This is a genomic window from Brevundimonas sp., from assembly GCF_016463295.1.
In the GTDB taxonomy this organism is placed as follows: Bacteria; Pseudomonadota; Alphaproteobacteria; order Caulobacterales; family Caulobacteraceae; genus Brevundimonas.
This window is the reverse complement of sequence record NZ_JAEMRO010000014.1, coordinates 1-17,434: the sequence shown is the minus strand read 5'-3', so window position 1 is coordinate 17,434 and position 17,434 is coordinate 1. Positions and strand designations below refer to the sequence as shown.

Sequence of the window (17,434 nt, the reverse complement as noted above, 5' to 3'; positions counted from 1 at the left end):
GGACAAATTTGTACGTACACGTCAGCGCCTTGGGCAAAGCATCACGGCGAAGGCATCGACGCCTGATGCCCTACGGGAACTCCTGAGCCACCAACGCGCTATGACGGCACGCCTCCCCGGCACCCATTCATTCGAGAGGATTTCTCCATGACCGACCAACGTATAGAAGGTGCCGCCAACACTGTCGGCGGTCGTATCAAGGATGGCATCGGCGGCCTGACCGGCAACGACCGTCTGCAGGCCGAAGGCAAGTTCGATCAGGTCAAGGGCAAGGCCCTGGACGCCTATGGCCGCGTCATCGACGGCTTAGACGGCCTGATCGAAAAGGCCCCGGTCCAGTATCAGGACAAGGCCCGCCAGGGTCTGGACTTCGCCCGCCGCAAGCCCCTGCTGACCACCGGCATCGTCGCTGGTCTGGCTGTGCTGCTGGGCGGCCTGGGTCGCCGCCGCTAAGGCGAGGCCTTCCCCGCAAAGATAAAAGGCCCGGGCAGCGATGCCCGGGCCTTTTTCTTTGGATCATTCCTCCCCCATCGGGGGAGGGGGACCGCCGGCACGGCGGTGGAGGGGGCCCACCCCAAGCGCGGGCGGACGTAGCCAGCTCCCTCCACCACGTCTTGGTTTCCCTCCCCCGTCGGGGGAGGATCAGGCATCAGTCGGCGACGACGTCCGCCTCCTCGGCCACCTTCTCGGGCGCGCCCTTGGTCGGGGTGATGTCGAAGGCGATCTTGCCGTCCTTCAGTTCCACCTTCACATGGCCGCCGCGCGTCAGGCGTCCGAACAGGATGTCGTCGGCCAGCGGCTTCTTGATGTGCTCCTGAATGACCCGCGCCAGAGGACGCGCGCCATACAGTTCGTCGAAGCCGTTCTTGGCCAGCCAGTCGTTGGCCTCGTCCGACAGTTCGATGGTGATGTTGCGGTCGCCTAGCTGGGCTTCCAGCTGGATCATGAACTTGGTCACCACCGACTTGATCGTCTCGGCGTCCAGCGCCTTGAAGGCCACGATGGCGTCCAGGCGGTTGCGGAACTCCGGCGCGAACAGACGCTGGATGGCCTTGTCGTCCTCACCCTCGACCTTGCCGCGGCCAAAGCCGATGGAGGCGCGGGCGTTGTCGGCGGCCCCGGCATTGGTGGTCATGATCAGGATGGTGTTCCTGAAATCGACCTTCTTGCCGACCGCATCGGTCAGCATGCCGTTGTCCATCACCTGCAACAGGATGTTGTAGACGTCCGGGTGGGCCTTCTCGATCTCGTCCAGCAGGACCACCGAATGCGGATGCTGATCCACCGCATCGGTCAGCAGCCCGCCCTGATCATGCCCGACATAGCCCGGAGGGGCCCCGATCAGGCGACTGACGGTATGGCGCTCCATATATTCCGACATGTCGAACCGCTGCATCTCGATGCCTAGCGTCGAGGCCAGCTGCTTGGCCACCTCGGTCTTGCCGACGCCCGTAGGACCACTGAACAGGAAGGCCCCGATCGGCTTCTGCGGATCGCGCAGACCTGCGCGAGCCAGCTTCATGGCCGCAGAGACCTGTTCGATCGCCGCCGACTGGCCGAAGACCACGCGATTCAGATCGGTCTCCAGCTGGCGCAGGCCCTCGGTGTCGGACTTGCTGACCGACTTGGCGGGAATGCGGGCCATCTTGGCGATGACGGCCTCGACCTCCTTCTGGCCGATGACCTTCTTGCGCTTGGATTCCGGCAGCAGCATCTGCGACGCCCCCGCCTCGTCGATCACGTCGATCGCCTTGTCCGGCAGTTTGCGGTCGGTCATGTAGCGGGCCGACAGTTCCACCGCCGTGCGGATGGCGGCGTCCGTATAGCGCAGCTTGTGATGCCCCTCATAGGAGCTCTTCAGCCCTTTGAGGATCTTCACCGTGTCCTCGACCGTCGGCTCGTTGACGTCGATCTTCTGGAAGCGCCGCACCAGGGCGCGGTCCTTCTCGAAATGCTGGCGATACTCCTTATAGGTCGTCGACCCCATGCAGCGCAGGGTCCCCGACGCCAGGGCGGGTTTCAGCAGGTTGGACGCATCCATCGCTCCGCCACTGGTCGCGCCCGCGCCGATCACCGTGTGGATCTCGTCGATGAACAGGATGGCGTTCTCGTGGTTTTCCAGCTCCTTGACGACCTGTTTCAGCCGCTCCTCGAAGTCGCCGCGATACCGAGTGCCGGCCAGCAGCGCCCCCATGTCCAGGCTGTAGATGGTCGCGCCTTCCAGCACGTCCGGCACCTCGTGGTTGACGATCTTGCGGGCCAGGCCTTCCGCGATTGCGGTCTTGCCGACGCCCGGCTCACCGACCAGCAGCGGGTTGTTCTTGGTGCGGCGGCACAGGATCTGGATGGCCCGCTCGACCTCGCCGTGACGGCCGATCAGGGGGTCGATCTTGCCGTTCTTGGACTTCTGGTTCAGGTCGACGCAATAGGCCTCCAGCGCCTCTCCGCCCGTCTTGGCGGCGGCGGCGTCCTCGGCGTCCTCGGGGCTGGCGGCACCGGCCTTGGCCGGACGGGTCTCGCCCCCGCCCTTCTTGGCGATGCCATGCGCGATATAGTTCACCGCGTCATAGCGGGTCATGTCCTGCTCCTGCAGGAAATAGGCGGCGTGGCTCTCGCGCTCGCTGAAGATCGCGACCAGCACATTGGCCCCCGTAACCTCCTCGCGGCCCGAGCTCTGGACATGAATCACCGCGCGCTGGATCACGCGCTGGAACCCCGCCGTCGGCTTGGCGTCCTCGCCGTCGCTGGTGGCCAGCGCCGCCAGGTCGGTATCGACATACAGCGTCAGCGCCGTCTTCAGATTGACCAGCTCGACATTGCAGGCGGTCATGACGCCCGCCGCATCCGGATCATCGATCAGCGCCAGCAGCAGGTGCTCCAGCGTGGCGTATTCGTGTTTGCGCTCGTTCGCATAGTGCACCGCGCGGTGCAGGGTCTCTTCGAGAGGACGTGAAAATGAGGGCATGGGAAGCTTATCCTCTCAGTCTTTTTCCATCGTGCATTGCAGCGGATGCTGGTGACGTCTGGCGGTTTCGATCACCTGGGCGACCTTGGTTTCGGCCACTTCATAGGTGAACACGCCGCAGACCCCGACGCCATGCTGATGCACATGCAGCATGATGCGGGTCGCGTCCTCGCGGCTCTTCTGGAAGAACCGCTCCAGCACATAGATGACGAATTCCATCGGGGTGTAGTCGTCGTTCAGGATCAGCACCCGGTACAGCGAGGGCTTCTGAAGTTTCGGCCTTGTCTCGGTGATGGTGGCAGAGCCTGCGCCCTGGTCCCGATCACCGGTCTTGCGTGACGGCGGCATTCGTAATCCAGTTGGGGAGTTCGATGGATCAGATAGGTGATGATGCCCTGAATTGAAGATGCGACAAGTCACCTCTTTGTTTGCGCAGGCGCAAACGCCTGTCCCTCCCGCTTGAGGGAGGGTGGCCGAACGAAGTGAGGTCGGGTGGGAGGGGCTAGGTCGACAAGGCACCGGCTCAGTAGCGCCGCGCCCTCCCCACCCGGCTTCGCTGCGCTCAGCCACCCTCCCCCAAGTGGGAGGGACACTACAAGGCCCGCCCTCAAACAGCGGGCCGCCGCGCGGCCAGCGTTAGGGCAAACAAAAAGGCCCCCGGATCGCTCCGGGGGCCTTCTCGTTACGCTACTAGCTTCGTCAGGCGCTTAGCGGGCGGCCTGGAACTTTTCGACCGAGGCGGTGACGCGCTCGTTGATCGGCTTGAAGCTGTCCTTGACCGAGGCGGTCATGACGTCCGTCGCCTTGGTCACTTCGGCCAGATAGGCTTCGGTGGCCGACTTGGCCCAGCTGGTTTGCAGCTCCAGCAGTTCCTGGATCGAGCGGGCCTGGGCCATCGACTGGGCGGCGGCGACGCCGTCTTCCCAGGACTTCTTGGTGAAGGCGACCGACTGGGCCGACAGGGTCTCGACGCCCTTCTGGGCGGCGGTGGCCGAGGCGACCATGGCTTCCAGGTTCTGCTTGCTGTGGGCGTTCAGCTCGGCCAGGCCGGCGGCCGACTTGTCGGCGGCGTCGCGGAACACCTTGGCACCGGCGGCCTGGGCCTGCTCGGCATTGGCCTGGAAGTTGGCCTGGGCCTTTTCGGTGGTGGCCTTCACGGTGTCGGCGGTCTTCTTCACGGTTTCAACGGCGTCAGTCATGATGCGTCTCCTGAACTGAGGTGTCGCAGCGATCCCGCGACTGATTTTTCTCGCAGCAGGCGATTCCGCCGCGACGAGGCTCATATGGTGCAAGTGCGAACAGTCGTCAAGAGTTATTGTGCGCCGCACAAAACCGTCAGCCAGACTTCACAATCCTGTTGACCCCTTGTTTACCCTCTCGAAACCGACGGCGCCCATGGTAGCCTCTCTGTTCGCGTCGCGTGGTGGGGCCGCCGTCGCGCCAGTCTGAAGAGTGAGGCCTGCCGTGCTGACCATCGCCCTGATCCGTCGCGGACTTCTGTCGCTGGCCCTGATTGCAGGCCTGGCCTTCACGCCCGCCGCAACCCCACCCGTCGCCCAGTCCGGCGACAACTCGCGCTACGCCGCCATCGTCGTGGACGCCGAAACGGGCGAGGTCCTGTTCGCGCGCAACGCCGATGCCCGCCGCTATCCCGCCTCCATCACCAAGCTGATGACGCTTTATCTGGCGTTCGAGTCGCTCTCGAAGGGCGATGTGAAGCTGACGGATACCCTGACCATCTCGATCCGCGCGGCCAGCGAACCGCCGTCCAAACTGGGCCTCGCCGCGGGCCAGACCATCAGCCTGGACAACGCCATGCGCGCGACCGCGGTCCGCAGTGCCAACGACATGGCCATGGCCATCGCCGAGCATGTCGGCGGGTCCAACGACCGTTTCGCCGCCCGCATGACGCAGAAGGCGCGCGAGCTGGGCATGACCCAGACGGTCTACGTCAATCCCAACGGCCTGCCCGACAGCCGCCAGATTACCTCGGCCCGCGACCTGTCGATCCTGGCGCGCGCCATCATGCGCGACTATCCGCAATACTATGCCTACCTGGGCCAGCACGACTGGGCCTACAACGGTCGCGACTACCGCAACACCAATGGCCTGCTGCACACCGGCAACGGCTATGACGGGCTGAAGACCGGCTATATCAATGCCTCGGGCTTCAACCTGGCCGCCTCGGCGGTGCGCGGCGACAAGCGATTGATCACCATCGTCCTGGGCGGGCGCTCGACGGCCAGCCGCAACGCCCATGTCGCCGCCCTGATGGACACCGGCTTCGAGCTGGAACGTGCCCGCAGCCGGGGCCAGAATATCCAGGTGACCCAGGCCTTCTTCGAACAGCGCGGCTTCGGTCTCAGCTCCAGCCCGGCCGGCGAGGTCCAGTTCGCCTCGATCACCTCCAGCGGGGCGGCCGTACCGAGCAACGAAGCCAACGGCGACGAAGGCACGGCCTATGCCGCCCTCGCCAGCACACCTGCGCCTCGCCCGGAGCCGCGCACGCCCGCTCGGGCCGCCACACGATCGGGCCAGCTGCCCGCCGATCTGCCCGCCGACGTGACCGCCATTCTGAACGGTGGCCGCTCGCCCGCTGCGACCACGGCCCGCACCCCTGCCCCCCGCGCCACGCCGGCCCGCGCATCCGGCGGCTGGGCCGTTCAGGTCGGGGCCTTCCGTGACGAGACCGTGGCCCGCAACTGGCTGACCGAGGTCCAGCGCCGCTTCCGCACCCAGTTCTCTTCCGCCGAGCGCACCGTCGTCGATGCCGAGGGCTGGTTCCGCTCGCGCTTCACCGGCATGACCGAACAGTCCGCCCAGGCCGCCTGCGAAGCCCTCGCCGCCCGCAGCGTGACCTGTATGGTGGTCCGTCCGCAGGGATAATCGAGACGCGGCTTTACCCCCCGCCCCTTTTCCCCTATACGCGCCGCCTTTCCAGGGCTTCGGTCCTGGCGTGGAGTTCCAAAGGGTTCGGGAAGTCATCCCGGCCGCCGCGCCTGGATCCATCGTGGGAGAGGACTTTACCCGGTCCCCTCGCGCCGACGCCCTACAAGGGAGAATACCGCATGGCTCTTTACGAGCACACGGTCATGTCGCGCCAGGATATCAGCGCGCAACAGGCCGAAGCGCTGAACGACACCATCAAGGATCTGATCGTCGCCGGTGGCGGCTCGGTCGCCAAGATCGAATACTGGGGTCTGCGCAACCTGACCTACCGGGTCAAGAAGAACCGCAAGGCGCACTATTCGCTGCTCGCCGTCGACGCCCCCCCGGCCGCCATGGCCGAGGTCGAGCGCCAGCTGTCGATCAACGAGGACGTGCTGCGCTGGCTGACCGTCCGCGTCGAGGAACTCGACCTGGAACTGTCGCCCCTCCTGGCCCGCCGCGAGCGCGAGCGTGAACGTGAGCGCGAGCGCACGCCGCGTGAAGACGCTCCCGCCGCCGAAGCCGCAGAATAAGGACCCGGATCATGACCGATACGACCGCCCCCAAGCCGGGTACGCCGGCCGGCTCCGGCCCCGCCCGTCGTCCCTTCTCGCGTCGCCGCAAGGTTTGCCCGTTCACGGGTGAAGGCGCACCGAAGATCGACTACAAGGATGTGAAGCTGCTGCAGCGTTACATCTCCGAACGCGGCAAGATCGTGCCTTCGCGCATCACCGCCGTTTCCCAGATCAAGCAGCGCGAACTGGCCAAGGCCATCAAGCGCGCCCGCTATCTGGCCCTCCTGCCGTATGTGGTGAAGTAAGATGAAGGTCGTTCTGCTGGAACGCGTCGAGAGTCTCGGCGCCATCGGCGACGTCGTGTCCGTCAAGGACGGCTTCGCCCGTAACTTCCTTCTGCCGCGCGACAAGGCCCGTCGGGCCACCTCCGCGAACCTGAAGGCCTTCGAACTCGACCGCGCCGCCATCGAGGCCCGCAACGAGAAGAACAAGTCCGAGTCGCAGAAGATCGCCGACAAGATCGATGGTCAGACCTACGTCATGATCCGCCAGGCCGGTGAAACCGGTCAGCTGTATGGATCGGTCGCCGGTCGCGACGTCGCCGAAGCTGTTCAGGCTGAAGGCGGCAAGGTCGAGCGGTCTCAGGTCGTCCTGAACGTGCCGATCAAGAGCCTGGGCGTCCACGAAGTGCTGGTTCGCCTGCACGCCGAGGTCACCGCCACGGTCAAGATCAACGTCGCACGCTCGGCCGAAGAGGCCGAACGTCAGGCCAAGGGCGAGGACGTCATCAAGTCCGCCTATGACGAAGACCGCGAAGCGGCCGCCGAACAGGCCCGCGACATGGTCGAAGGTGGCGCAGGCCAGCAGGACGGTCTCGGCTCCGAAGCCTGATCGTCTCACCTAGACCGAAAAGACGCGGCGGCGTGGGGGCAACCCTGCGCCGCCGAACTTTTGTCTAGGTGTCGGGCGCGTCCGCCGTCTGAACCGGCCCGAACACGGCCTCGAATGCGCTCCTCAAGGCCGCATCCGCCTCATCCATCGTGGCCAGCACACCCAGATCGACCAGGCTGGTCACCCCATGCTCGGCGATGCCGCATGGCACGATGCCGCCGAAATGATCCAGGTCCGGTTCGACGTTCAGGCTGATGCCGTGAAAGCTGACCCATTTGCGCACCTTCACGCCGATGGCCGCGATCTTGTCCTCGCGGCTCCAGCCCGGCCCCTTGCGCTCGACCCAGACCCCTACCCGGCCCTCGCGCACCCCCGCCTCGACCCCGAACCGGTCCAGCGCGCCGATGATCCATTGCTCCAGCCCCCGCACGAAGGCGCGCACATCGCGCCCGCGCCGGTTCAGGTCCAGCATGACATAGGCCACGCGCTGTCCCGGCCCGTGATAGGTGAACTGCCCGCCCCGCCCTGTCCGGTGCACCGGAAACCGCCCCGCATCCAGCAGGTCGTCGTCCTTCGATGACACCCCGGCGGTATAGAGCGGCGGATGTTCCAGCAGCCAGACCATCTCGGCCGCCTCGCCCGCCGCGATCGCCGCGACCCGCGCCTCCATGAAGGCCACCGCTGCGTCATAAGGCACCAGCCCAGACGATACGGCCCATTCCACGGGCGCACCATCGCTCGGGATCAGGCGATTTTCCGCAAGGCTTAACGGGTCAGCAAGCATGAAGACTCAATGTGTCCCTCGAAGGCATCGCGCAAGGGCTGTCGCTTGCGCACCTTCGCCTGAACCGGATGTGCCTTGAGCCAGATTGACGCCGTCAATGTCGAGATTTCCGTCGTGCTGGGCCGTTCGGTCCTGCCGATGTCGCAACTGCTCAAAATGGGCCGTGGCGCGGTGATCCCGCTCGACGCCTCCGAAAGCGACGAAGTCTGGATCCTGGCCAACAACCACCCCGTCGCCCGTGGTGAAATCGAGATCCGTGACGACCGCATCGCGATCACGGTCACGCGGCCGGCGGATGTCTACGACTTCATGGCCGGGGCGGCCTGAACCACCACTTCTGTTGCGTGCTGCCTGTTGCCTGTTGCCTAGCTCACAAGCCTCCGCTATCAGCCCCGCTCCGATGTGAGCGGCCGTGGCGGAATTGGTAGACGCGCAGCGTTGAGGTCGCTGTTCCTTAACCGGAGTGGAAGTTCGAGTCTTCTCGACCGCACCATCGGATTTCGAAACCTGTGAGGCGGCTGGACTTCGGTCCACCGTCCGGGCAGGCTTTACTTCATTCAGGCGAACCGCTGACGGTTCATGGGGCGACGCATCGGCGCATAGCTGATCCATTTTTTCGAGGGAGGCCAGAAGCGTGATCACCACCGCAGACGCCCCCTTGCCGCCCGAAGCCGAGACCGAAGATCACGTCGCCCTGGACGAGGACTACGTCCTGACGCCGGCCTTCGTCGAAAAGGTCGTCGATGCCGCTGATGACGGCGACGGCGCGCGCCTGACGGCCCTGCTGGAAGACCTCCACCCCGCCGATGTCGCCGACCTGATGGGCTTTCTGACGGAACAGCATCGCGGCGTGGTCGTGATCTGGCTGCCCGCCGACCTGCTGGCCGAAACCCTGCCCGAGCTGGACGACGGTATCCGCGAGGAGGTGCTGGAGCGCGTCCCCCACCTGATCCTGGCCGAGGCCCTGCAGGAACTGGATTCCGACGACGCCGCCGCCGTGGTCGAGGATCTGGAGGACGATCAGCGCGAAAAGGTCCTGGCCGCCATGCCGGACGAGGATCGCGCCGCGATCGAAAGCTCGCTGGGCTATGCCGAGGATACGGCCGGTCGCCTTATGCAGCGCGAGGTCATGGCCGCGCCCCAGTTCTGGAACGTCGGCGACACCATCGACCACATCCGCAAACAGGGCGAGGACCTGCCCGAGCTGTTCTTCGACATCTACATCGTCGATCCGGCCAACAAGCCCATCGGCGGCGTGCCGGTCAGCGGCCTGCTGCGGGCACCGCGCACCGTCGCCCTGACCGACATCATGGAGCCGGTCAACGCCATCGCCGTCGATCAGGACCAGGAAGAGGTCGCCTATATCTTCGAGAAATACCACCTGATCTCGGCGCCGGTGGTCGATGCGGCGGGGCGTCTGGTCGGCCAGATCACCGTCGATGACATCGTCAACATCATTCAGGAAGAGAACCGCGAGGACATCCTGCGCCTGGCCGGTGTTCAGGACGAGGACCGCGGCTCGACCATCCCCGAAATCGTCCGCAGTCGCGTGCCCTGGCTGACCATCAACCTGGCCACCGCCACCCTGGGGGCCAGCGTCATCGGCTGGTTCGAGGGCACGATCCAGCAGATCGTGGCCCTGGCCGTGCTGATGCCCATCGTCTCGGCCATCGGCGGCAATGCGGGCACCCAGGCGCTGACCGTGACGGTCCGCGCCCTGGCCACGCGCGAGCTGAACAGCTCCAACGCCCCCCGCACCTTCTGGCGCGAGCTGGTGGTGGGCCTGTCAAACGGCCTGCTGCTGGCCCCGCTGATCGGTCTGGCCACCGCCTTCTGGTTCCGGGATGAAAGCTGGCTGATCGGCGTGGTCATCGCCGCCGCCATGGTGCTGAACCTGCTGGTCGCGGCCAGTGTGGGCGTGCTGACGCCCCTGACCCTGTCCAAGCTGAAGTTCGACCCGGCCGTTTCGTCCGCCGTCTTCGTGACGGCGACGACCGACTTCTTCGGCTTTTTGATCTTCCTCGGCCTGGCCACAATGGTGCTGCTGTAACGGCGCAGGGCTTGCTGCTTCCCCGAAAGGGCGAGTAAGCCTGTATCGTTCTGGGTCAATCCGTGTCCGACGCCGCCAAGCCACGTCTGAAAATCTCCCGTCCGGGCCTGATGCTCATCAAGAGCTTCGAGGGTTTCCGTCAGCGCGCGGTCCAGGCGGAGGACGGCCGCTGGGTCATCGGCTATGGCCACACCGCCTCGGCCCGCGAAGGGGCCACGGTTGATGAAGCGGACGCCGAACTTCTCCTGCAATACGACCTGCTGCCGATCACCACGGCGCTGAACGAGCGCATCGACGGCCCCATCAACCAGCATCAGTTCGACGCCCTGGCCAGTTTCGCCATCTCGGTCGGCCTCAAGGCCTTCCTGGCCTCCGACGTCCTGCGCCGCTTCAATGCCGGGCAGGCGAAAGAAGCCGCCGACGCCCTGATCGGCTGGCCGGAGCCAGACTCTCCCGATGCCGCCCCGCGTCGCCGCTCGGCCGAACGCGCCCTGTTCAATGCCTCGCCCGACGCTTCCGTAACGGTCGCCGATCTGATGATCGCGCCGCTGCCCGTCTCAGGTGATCTGTCGCAAGAGCCCGCGCCCCTGCCCGCTACCCCCCAGCCAACCACCAAGCCGGTTGCAAACCCGGCCGCACAGGCCCGTGCCGCCGCAGTGGCCAGCCTGCTGGGTGAAAGCGCGCCCGTCACCTCGACCCCGGTGACATTGGACCCCGCGCCAGTCACCGACGACGTCGCCGCCGACCCTGCGGCACAGTGGGATGCCGCCTCTTCATCTGTTGCCGCCGGCGAGGATGCGACCGTTCAGACCCCTCCTGTGGCCGGCGACGAGACCCCGGCCGCACCGGTCATGCGACACGAGGCCACGCCTGCGAAGGCCAAGGGCTTCGACTGGGGCTATACCGGGGCCTTCCTGATCATGGGGGCCATCGGCTTCACCGCCTGCGGGGCCGCCGCCGCGGCCTTCCGCCTGGCCTCCAGCCGGCCGTCGCCCTCGAACGAGACCCTGGTGATCGCCGGGGTTCTGGGCCTGATCGGTGCCGTCTGCGTCGCCGCCGCCGCCTGGAACCTCTACGCCCGCTGGAGCAAGCCGGACTGATCATGCCTCTCCCTTTTGGGGGTGGAGGACCATGCGTCAGCATGGTGGAGGGGGCTGCTCCCTCTCTCCCTTCACTCGCGGGCAGGAATGATGCTAACCCCGCGTCATGAGCATTCCCTTCGCCCCCCAATCCATGGAATTCGGCCTCGGCGAGACGGCTGACGCCATCCGCGACACCACCGCCCGCTGGGCCGCCGACCGTCTGGCCCCCCTGGCCGCCGAGATCGACGAGACCAACGCCTTCAAGCGTGAGCTGTGGCCCGAGATGGGCGAGCTGGGCCTGCACGGCATCACGGTGGAGGAAGAGTACGGCGGCCTGGGCCTCGGCTACCTCGAACACGTCGTGGCCATGGAAGAGGTCTCCCGCGCCTCCGCCTCCATCGGCCTGGCCTACGGGGCCCACTCCAACCTTTGCGTCAACCAGATCCGCCGCTGGGGCACCGAGGAGCAGAAACGCAAATACCTGCCCGGCCTGATCTCCGGCGAACACGTCGGCTCCTTGGCCATGTCCGAGGCCGGCTCCGGCTCTGACGTCATGTCCATGCGCACCCAGGCCCGCAAGGACGGCGACCGCTACATCCTGAACGGCACCAAGTTCTGGATCACCAACGCCCCCCACGCCGAGACCCTGGTGGTCTACGCCCGCACCGGCGAAGGCAACGGCGGCGTCACCGCCTTCCTGATCGAAAAGGGCATGAAGGGCTTCAGCGTCTCGAAGAAGCTCGACAAGATGGGCATGCGCGGCTCCGACACCGCCGAATTGGTGTTCGAGGACTGCGAGGTCCCGGCCGAGAACATCATGGGCGGCGAAGGGCGCGGCGCGGCCGTTCTGATGAGCGGCCTGGACTACGAGCGCGCCGTCCTGGCCGCCGGTCCTCTGGGCATCATGCAGGCCGCTCTGGACGTCGTCCTGCCCTATGTCCGTGACCGCAAGCAGTTCGGCAAGGCCATCGGCAGCTTCCAGCTGATGCAGGCCAAGGTCGCCGACATGTACGTCGCCCTGAACAGCGCCCGCGCCTATGTCTATGCCGTCGCCCGCGCCTGCGACGCCGGCAAGACCACCCGCTACGACGCCGCCGGCGCCATCCTCCTCGCCTCCGAGAATGCCGTGAAGGTCAGCCTGGAGGCCGTTCAGGCCCTGGGCGGTGCCGGCTACACCAAGGAATGGCCGGTCGAACGCCTGGTCCGCGACGCAAAACTCTACGACATCGGCGCCGGCACCAACGAAATCCGCCGCTTCCTGATCGGGCGGGAGTTGCTGGGGGGATAAGGGAACCGGTCGGGGCGTCGTGGCTTCTTCCCCGCGAAGGAGTCCCCCGCCATGCCCGCCAAATCCGCCGCCCAGCAGAAGGCCGCCGGGGCCGCGCTCAGCGTCAGGCGCGGCGAGACGCCCAAATCCGCACTGAAGGGCGCGTCGAAATCCATGGCAGAGTGCATGTCCGAAACGCAGCTCGAGGAGCTCGCGCGCACCCGGCATGAGAGCAAGCCGGACCACGTCGACGACTGATCCGCTGAACCTCGAATCGTCATGGACGTTTGTTAAGTGGCGTGACGGCAAACTGATGCCTAGATCGTGATACCTTCGTTTCCCGGACGCGCCTTGGCAGTAGTTCCCCTCGATCCCGAAACCGACACCCGCACCTTCTCCGAGGTGATCGAGGATATCGGCGCGCGCGATGAACCAAAACTCTATCTCAGCGAACTGATCCACGGCTTTGGCGAGCGCGGCTTCGGGGCCATGCTGCTGTTCTTCGGCCTGGTCAGCGTCGTGATCGGCGCGGTGCCCGGCACCACGACGGTTCTGGGTGCCCCCATCCTGCTGATCGCCATCCAGCTGGTATTTCGCCGCGATCAGCTGTGGATGCCCAGCTGGATCCTGAAGCGCAGCATCGACCGCGCGACCTATCGCAACGCCATCGGCAAGATCATGAAGCCGCTGCGCAAGGTCGAGCGCCTGTCGCGTCCGCGCCTGTCGATCATGAGCAGCGATGCATCCGAAATGTTGATCGGCCTGGCCTGCATCGTGCTGTGCCTGATCCTGATGCTGCCGATCACGGGGGGCAACCTGTTCCCGTCCCTGATCGTGGCCGCCTTCGGTTTCGGCCTGATGCAGCGCGACGGGGCCATCATTATCGCCGGCTGGGTCGGCACGGCGGGGTTCGGCGTCTTCGTCTGGCTGGCGTGGGAGCTGATCAGCCGGGTCGTCCTGGCCACCTGGACCTGGGCCACCAGCCTGTTCTGACGCGAGGCTCTACGCCGCCTGCGCGGTCCCCGGCGTCGAAGGCCCCGCCAGTCCCTGCATGATCATCTTGTTGATATCGACCAGGGCCTCGAAGTCGTCGTCGCCCCGCATCACCACCGACGAATGCCGGTTCACGAACAGGCTGATCGAGATGATCTGCGCCCGCAGAGCCTTGTCCATCTGATTGCCGGGGTCGGAACAGTCGGTGGCCAGCGCCGACCACAGCCGCCGGTTCCAGTCCAGGGCATCGATGCGCGTGGCGATATCCGACTTGTCGACGGTCGCGGCATGCATCAGCGCGCGCGTGACCTGGCCGAACAGCCGGTATTCCATTTCCCGCGGGTTTTCAGCCCGCGTCGATGCGGTCTTGTACGCCTGAAGCGACATCGGCCAGCCTTTCTTCGTAGTCCACCAGTTTGCGGGCCGACATCAGGGCCTTGTAGTATTCCTTGGCCATCACGTGGCGCGAGGCGGCGACGCATTCCGCCTGGATCTCCGGATTGCGGATGGCCCCCATGAACTCCGTCAGACGCAGCACGAACTCGTCATAGACCTTGGGGGCCGAGGTCTCGTCCAGATACATCATCATGACCGGGAAATAGACGCGGCGGGCCGGGCTATTGACCTCCTCGACCTGCATGATGTCCTTTTCACGCAGGACGCTGGCCTTGTTCTGCAGGATCAGGACGCCCCGGCGATCCCCGTTCTGGACCACGGCCCCGTTCAGCACGAATTTCTCGCCGGGCTTGAGCGACAGCTTCAGCGGCATGGGATGGCGAACTCCGTCTGGCCCGATAACCCAGAATGGAATCAGGCGAGCAAACACAGGCTAAACAGTCGTGGTTAACCATCTCTTGTAAGCTGGACGGCAGGATGACGATACGCCCGCTTCGAGATCGCGCATGACTGCTCCTTCCCCTCTGGACACCGCCCCTCAGGAGGATGCCCACGCGCCGCGACTGGCGGTCCAGTCCACGGTCGGCAATGCCGCCTCGCCCGCCGCTATTCGCCGCCTGTCGCACGCCCTCGTCGGCACCAAACCCACCTCCGCCAGGACGCAGAAGGTCGTCGTCGACAAGCTGCGCGCCGCCCTCGCCGCCATTCGCAACGGCAACTATGCCCTGGGCGCCACCCAGGCCCAGGCCGCCATCAAGGCCGATCCCGACAGTGGTCTGGCCTGGCACGTCCTCGCCATCTGCCACGAGAAATCGGGCCAGGTGATCGCGGCGCTCGACGCCTATCAGGCCGCCCTGCAACGCCTGCCTGAAGACACAGACATCGCCCACGACCTGGGTCGGCTGGCGCATCAACTGGGCTATCTGCCCATCGCCGAGAAACTGCTCCTTCGCTATCTGGCCGCCCATCCCGGCCACGCCGAGGCCACCAACAACCTGGCTTGCGTCCTGCGCGACCAGAACCGCTACCCCGACGCCATCGACCTGCTGACGCCGTTGCTGGAGATCGAGCCGGGCAATGCCGTCCTGTGGAACACCCTCGGCTCGGTCATGAACGATCGGGGCCAGGTCGATCAGGCCCTGATCTTCTTCGAGGAGGCGCTGCGCCTCGACCCCGCCCTGGCCAAGGCCCGCTACAACCGCGCCAATGCCCGGTCGCCGCTTGGCGACACTCTGGGCGCGCTCGAAGACATCGAGGCTGCATTGCCGGGGGCGGAGACCGCCTATGAACAGGCCATGATGCGCATGGCCCGCGCCATCATGCTGATGGGCCTGGCCCGGATTCCCGAAGGCTTCGACGCCTATGAAGTCCGCCTCGACCCCGCCCTGCCCGACGCCATGCGCGTCGCCGTCGACGCCCCGCGCTGGGACCCTAAAACCGAGAATATCCGCGGCAAGCGCCTGCTCGTCGTCGGCGAACAAGGCATCGCCGACGAACTGGTCTTCGCCAACACCCTGCCGGACGTCATCGACGCCGTCGGCCCCGACGGCCAGGTCTATCTGGCGGTCGAGCAGCGCATGGTCGGCCTGTTCCAGCGGGCGCACCCCCGCGCCATCGTCGGCGGGCACCGCGCGGTCCGGCTGGAGGGGCGACTGACCCGTTACATGCCTTTCATCCAGGAGCTGTCTGACACCGGCGTGCGCATGGACGCATGGACGCCCATCGCCTCCCTGATGGCCCCCTATCGCCCCTCGGTCGCCTCCTTCCCGCCGGCGCGCCAGGTCATCGTGCCGGACCCGGAGCGTGTCGCGCGCTGGACCACGGAGCTTGAAGCCCTCGGCACCGGCCTCAAGGTCGGCCTGCACTGGAAAAGCCTGGTCATGACGGGCGCGCGCGCCGCCTTCTTCGCCACCGGCTTCCAGCTCTGGCAGCCCATCCTGACGGCACCCGGCTGCGTCATGATCAACCTGCAATGCGGCGACGTCTCTGCCGATCTGGCCGCCGCCGAGGCCGCGGGCGTGCGCATCTGGACCCCACCTATCGACCTCAAGGACGATTTGGAAGATGTCGCGGCCCTGTCCGTCGCCTGCGATCTGGTCGTCGGCCCCGGCATCGCGGGGACCAATATCGCCGCCGCCGCCGGGGCCCGCACCTGGATGGTGGCCGCGGCCGACGACTGGCACCTGATGCAGACCGATCGCTACGTCTTCTATCCGGATGTTCGCATCTTCAAGCGCGCGGCCGTCGACGGCTGGCCCCAGGTCATCCAGGACATCCGCGCCGCCCTCGACGCGGCCGTGTCCGGAGACTGGAACACGCCCTGACCCGTGGCGTTCTGTCCCCACACAGGGAGACATGTCATGACCGACGCGAGAGACGATCAGGACCAGGCTGAAACCTTCGACGAAACCCACCTGGACGATGAGGGCGACGGCGACTTCCTGCCGGACGAGGCCGACCCCGTTCTGGACATCACCCAGGCCGACGGTGACGCCGATGAAGAGGAATTCGACGAAGACCAGCCCGACGATCTGGATGAAATCCAGGGTGCCTCCGGCATAGAGGCTCAGGCCGACGCCCTGCTGGGTCTCGATGGCGAACGCATCAACGAGATCGACGCTGAAAGCGCCGGCCAACGCGGCGACGATGAAGTTGAGCTGGTCTACTCCGGCCTGATGGAAAACGCTCGCGGAGCCCAGGCCAGCGCCGCCCACTGGGAGGCTAAACGCCTGTCAGACGACGACATCGCCGACCTGGGCTACGGCCCCGACGGCGACGACCACCCCGTCCGCTGAGGAGATGCCGATGACCCAACCCACTACAAAGACGCCCGTTCAGCAGGACTGCGATCCGGATACGCCCCATGCGCGCAAGGCCGAACGCGAACACGGCAAGCCCGATCAACTGGATCCCGACGCCCGAAAGGCCGAAGACCGTCAGCAGGCCCTCATCGACGAAGGCGTAGAAGAAACCTTCCCCGCCAGCGACCCCGTCTCGGTGAAGCAGATCACCTGAAAGACCGCGCCCTCCAGGTGCGCCTTCTCCTGTAACCCCTGACGGAGGGCAGCGGAGATCGGGGCCCCTTCGTCCCCGCCGTCCTGGCACCTCTGATCCTTCTCCCCTTGCGGGAGAAGGATAAACGATTGGCGTTTCGCTTGCAGCGTCCATCTGCTGAGAGTTCGCCGCCAACCCGCACAAACAAATGCGCCAACCCCCTGATCCTGCTCCTGAATTCCGAGCGCCCATCGACCTGTCCCCGCCATAGGTAGCGCGTGCCCCATACTGCTCCCCGTCCCGTCGCCGGGAAGGGCGCAAGGCCTTGCGGCTTGTCGCGGCGGGAACGAGATGAGCGGGGTGGGGTGGCCTCGGCTACGCGGGTTTGTCGGCCAGAGCGTCGGCCTTCTCCGCGAGCACGGTGCCTCCCCAGAAAAGGGCAGGGCCTCAAGCAGCGAGCCTCCGCGAGGCGCGCGTTAGGCCCTTCCCGTCAGGCGTCCCTCGGGACGCCCGGCACAAAGAGCGTATGGCAGGGAACCTGCGCTGTTCACGGGATCGGGTTCCGCAAG

At 66.0% G+C, this 17,434-nt stretch carries 20 protein-coding genes and 1 tRNA gene; 15 read left to right on the top strand and 6 right to left on the bottom strand.

Going from position 1 to position 17,434, the window contains the following annotated elements:
- Nucleotides 1–147: 147 nt before the first annotated feature.
- Entirely contained in the window at nt 148–453 is a 306-nt protein-coding gene (locus JHC81_RS05510) for a CsbD family protein (protein WP_292171745.1), read from the top strand.
- Nucleotides 454–649: 196 nt separating this feature from the next.
- Here JHC81_RS05510 and clpA read toward each other — a convergent pair whose 3' ends face one another.
- The 3 genes from clpA to phaP all read right to left on the bottom strand — a co-directional run bounded on the left by clpA (nt 650) and on the right by phaP (nt 4,164).
- Nucleotides 650–2,965, bottom strand: coding sequence for an ATP-dependent Clp protease ATP-binding subunit ClpA (gene clpA / locus JHC81_RS05505; protein ID WP_292171742.1), 2,316 nt, complete (start codon nt 2,963–2,965; stop codon nt 650–652).
- Nucleotides 2,966–2,980: 15 nt separating this feature from the next.
- A complete protein-coding gene (gene clpS / locus JHC81_RS05500) occupies nt 2,981–3,313 on the bottom strand; it encodes an ATP-dependent Clp protease adapter ClpS (RefSeq protein ID WP_292171740.1) in 333 nt (110 codons plus the stop codon).
- Between the two features lie 359 nt (nt 3,314–3,672).
- Nucleotides 3,673–4,164, bottom strand: a complete 492-nt coding sequence (gene phaP / locus JHC81_RS05495) for a TIGR01841 family phasin (protein ID WP_292171737.1) — start codon at nt 4,162–4,164, stop codon at nt 3,673–3,675.
- A gap of 265 nt (nt 4,165–4,429) precedes the next feature.
- Between phaP and JHC81_RS05490 the strand changes: the two genes are divergently transcribed.
- From JHC81_RS05490 to rplI, 4 genes are all read left to right on the top strand, one after another.
- On the top strand, nt 4,430–5,851 hold the full coding sequence (locus JHC81_RS05490; RefSeq protein ID WP_292171734.1) for a serine hydrolase: 1,422 nt from the start codon (nt 4,430–4,432) through the stop codon (nt 5,849–5,851).
- 182 nt (nt 5,852–6,033) lie between these two features.
- Nucleotides 6,034–6,426 (top strand): 30S ribosomal protein S6, encoded by a 393-nt coding sequence (gene rpsF, locus JHC81_RS05485; RefSeq protein ID WP_292171731.1) that lies wholly within the window; start codon nt 6,034–6,036, stop codon nt 6,424–6,426.
- 11 nt (nt 6,427–6,437) lie between these two features.
- Nucleotides 6,438–6,713 carry a 30S ribosomal protein S18 gene (gene rpsR / locus JHC81_RS05480; protein ID WP_292171729.1) on the top strand — a complete coding sequence of 92 codons (276 nt, stop codon included), beginning with the start codon at nt 6,438–6,440 and terminating at the stop codon, nt 6,711–6,713.
- 1 nt (nt 6,714) lies between these two features.
- Nucleotides 6,715–7,299: a 50S ribosomal protein L9 gene (gene rplI, locus JHC81_RS05475; RefSeq protein WP_292171726.1), complete on the top strand. Its 585-nt coding sequence runs from the start codon at nt 6,715–6,717 to the stop codon at nt 7,297–7,299.
- A gap of 64 nt (nt 7,300–7,363) precedes the next feature.
- Here rplI and lipB read toward each other — a convergent pair whose 3' ends face one another.
- Nucleotides 7,364–8,083: a lipoyl(octanoyl) transferase LipB gene (lipB, locus tag JHC81_RS05470; protein WP_292171724.1), complete on the bottom strand. Its 720-nt coding sequence runs from the start codon at nt 8,081–8,083 to the stop codon at nt 7,364–7,366.
- A 75-nt stretch (nt 8,084–8,158) separates the two neighbouring features.
- Here lipB and JHC81_RS05465 point away from each other — a divergent pair, with 75 nt between their 5' ends.
- The 7 genes from JHC81_RS05465 to JHC81_RS05435 all read left to right on the top strand — a co-directional run bounded on the left by JHC81_RS05465 (nt 8,159) and on the right by JHC81_RS05435 (nt 13,475).
- Nucleotides 8,159–8,410, top strand: coding sequence for a FliM/FliN family flagellar motor switch protein (locus tag JHC81_RS05465; protein ID WP_292171721.1), 252 nt, complete (start codon nt 8,159–8,161; stop codon nt 8,408–8,410).
- A gap of 79 nt (nt 8,411–8,489) precedes the next feature.
- A tRNA-Leu gene (locus JHC81_RS05460) sits at nt 8,490–8,576 on the top strand.
- Nucleotides 8,577–8,720: 144 nt separating this feature from the next.
- The gene (gene mgtE, locus JHC81_RS05455) at nt 8,721–10,133 is read left to right on the top strand and encodes a magnesium transporter (protein ID WP_292171807.1); all 1,413 of its coding nucleotides are present in this window, start codon (nt 8,721–8,723) and stop codon (nt 10,131–10,133) included.
- Between the two features lie 62 nt (nt 10,134–10,195).
- Complete coding sequence (locus JHC81_RS05450; RefSeq protein WP_292171718.1) at nt 10,196–11,233, top strand: glycoside hydrolase family protein; 1,038 nt, start codon at nt 10,196–10,198, stop codon at nt 11,231–11,233.
- Nucleotides 11,234–11,339: 106 nt separating this feature from the next.
- Nucleotides 11,340–12,503, top strand: coding sequence for an isovaleryl-CoA dehydrogenase (locus JHC81_RS05445; RefSeq protein ID WP_292171715.1), 1,164 nt, complete (start codon nt 11,340–11,342; stop codon nt 12,501–12,503).
- 51 nt (nt 12,504–12,554) lie between these two features.
- Complete coding sequence (locus tag JHC81_RS05440; RefSeq protein WP_292171712.1) at nt 12,555–12,740, top strand: DUF3008 family protein; 186 nt, start codon at nt 12,555–12,557, stop codon at nt 12,738–12,740.
- A gap of 93 nt (nt 12,741–12,833) precedes the next feature.
- Complete coding sequence (locus tag JHC81_RS05435; protein WP_292171709.1) at nt 12,834–13,475, top strand: exopolysaccharide biosynthesis protein; 642 nt, start codon at nt 12,834–12,836, stop codon at nt 13,473–13,475.
- Between the two features lie 9 nt (nt 13,476–13,484).
- On the opposite strand, the gene flaF is transcribed toward JHC81_RS05435, so the two are convergent.
- Together flaF and flbT are read right to left on the bottom strand one after the other, a co-directional pair.
- A complete protein-coding gene (flaF, locus tag JHC81_RS05430; protein WP_292171706.1) occupies nt 13,485–13,862 on the bottom strand; it encodes a flagellar biosynthesis regulator FlaF in 378 nt (125 codons plus the stop codon).
- Nucleotides 13,822–14,244, bottom strand: a complete 423-nt coding sequence (gene flbT / locus JHC81_RS05425; RefSeq protein WP_292171703.1) for a flagellar biosynthesis repressor FlbT — start codon at nt 14,242–14,244, stop codon at nt 13,822–13,824. Before flbT ends, flaF begins: the two co-directional genes overlap by 41 nt.
- Before the next feature lie 133 nt (nt 14,245–14,377).
- Here flbT and JHC81_RS05420 point away from each other — a divergent pair, with 133 nt between their 5' ends.
- Genes JHC81_RS05420 through JHC81_RS05410 form a run of 3 tightly spaced genes read left to right on the top strand, consistent with a single transcriptional unit; the run spans nt 14,378 to nt 16,886 of the window.
- Nucleotides 14,378–16,195 carry a tetratricopeptide repeat protein gene (locus JHC81_RS05420; protein ID WP_292171699.1) on the top strand — a complete coding sequence of 606 codons (1,818 nt, stop codon included), beginning with the start codon at nt 14,378–14,380 and terminating at the stop codon, nt 16,193–16,195.
- 36 nt (nt 16,196–16,231) lie between these two features.
- Nucleotides 16,232–16,666 carry a hypothetical protein gene (locus JHC81_RS05415; protein ID WP_292171697.1) on the top strand — a complete coding sequence of 145 codons (435 nt, stop codon included), beginning with the start codon at nt 16,232–16,234 and terminating at the stop codon, nt 16,664–16,666.
- 10 nt (nt 16,667–16,676) lie between these two features.
- Nucleotides 16,677–16,886 (top strand): hypothetical protein, encoded by a 210-nt coding sequence (locus JHC81_RS05410; RefSeq protein ID WP_292171694.1) that lies wholly within the window; start codon nt 16,677–16,679, stop codon nt 16,884–16,886.
- Nucleotides 16,887–17,434 lie beyond the last annotated feature (548 nt).

Excerpts from the sequence above, each read along its gene's own strand:
- phaP (WP_292171737.1), bottom strand. The coding sequence starts at position 4,164 with ATGACTGACGCCGTTGAAACCGTGAAGAAGACCGCCGACACCGTGAAG.
- JHC81_RS05445 (WP_292171715.1), top strand. The coding sequence starts at position 11,340 with ATGAGCATTCCCTTCGCCCCCCAATCCATGGAATTCGGCCTCGGCGAG.
- JHC81_RS05510 (WP_292171745.1), top strand. The coding sequence starts at position 148 with ATGACCGACCAACGTATAGAAGGTGCCGCCAACACTGTCGGCGGTCGT.
- JHC81_RS05440 (WP_292171712.1), top strand. The coding sequence starts at position 12,555 with ATGCCCGCCAAATCCGCCGCCCAGCAGAAGGCCGCCGGGGCCGCGCTC.
- lipB (WP_292171724.1), bottom strand. The coding sequence starts at position 8,083 with ATGCTTGCTGACCCGTTAAGCCTTGCGGAAAATCGCCTGATCCCGAGC.
- flaF (WP_292171706.1), bottom strand. The coding sequence starts at position 13,862 with ATGTCGCTTCAGGCGTACAAGACCGCATCGACGCGGGCTGAAAACCCG.
- clpS (WP_292171740.1), bottom strand. The coding sequence starts at position 3,313 with ATGCCGCCGTCACGCAAGACCGGTGATCGGGACCAGGGCGCAGGCTCT.
- rpsF (WP_292171731.1), top strand. The coding sequence starts at position 6,034 with ATGGCTCTTTACGAGCACACGGTCATGTCGCGCCAGGATATCAGCGCG.
- JHC81_RS05410 (WP_292171694.1), top strand. The coding sequence starts at position 16,677 with ATGACCCAACCCACTACAAAGACGCCCGTTCAGCAGGACTGCGATCCG.
- rpsR (WP_292171729.1), top strand. The coding sequence starts at position 6,438 with ATGACCGATACGACCGCCCCCAAGCCGGGTACGCCGGCCGGCTCCGGC.
- rplI (WP_292171726.1), top strand. The coding sequence starts at position 6,715 with ATGAAGGTCGTTCTGCTGGAACGCGTCGAGAGTCTCGGCGCCATCGGC.
- JHC81_RS05415 (WP_292171697.1), top strand. The coding sequence starts at position 16,232 with ATGACCGACGCGAGAGACGATCAGGACCAGGCTGAAACCTTCGACGAA.
- clpA (WP_292171742.1), bottom strand. The coding sequence starts at position 2,965 with ATGCCCTCATTTTCACGTCCTCTCGAAGAGACCCTGCACCGCGCGGTG.
- flbT (WP_292171703.1), bottom strand. The coding sequence starts at position 14,244 with ATGCCGCTGAAGCTGTCGCTCAAGCCCGGCGAGAAATTCGTGCTGAAC.
- JHC81_RS05420 (WP_292171699.1), top strand. The coding sequence starts at position 14,378 with ATGACTGCTCCTTCCCCTCTGGACACCGCCCCTCAGGAGGATGCCCAC.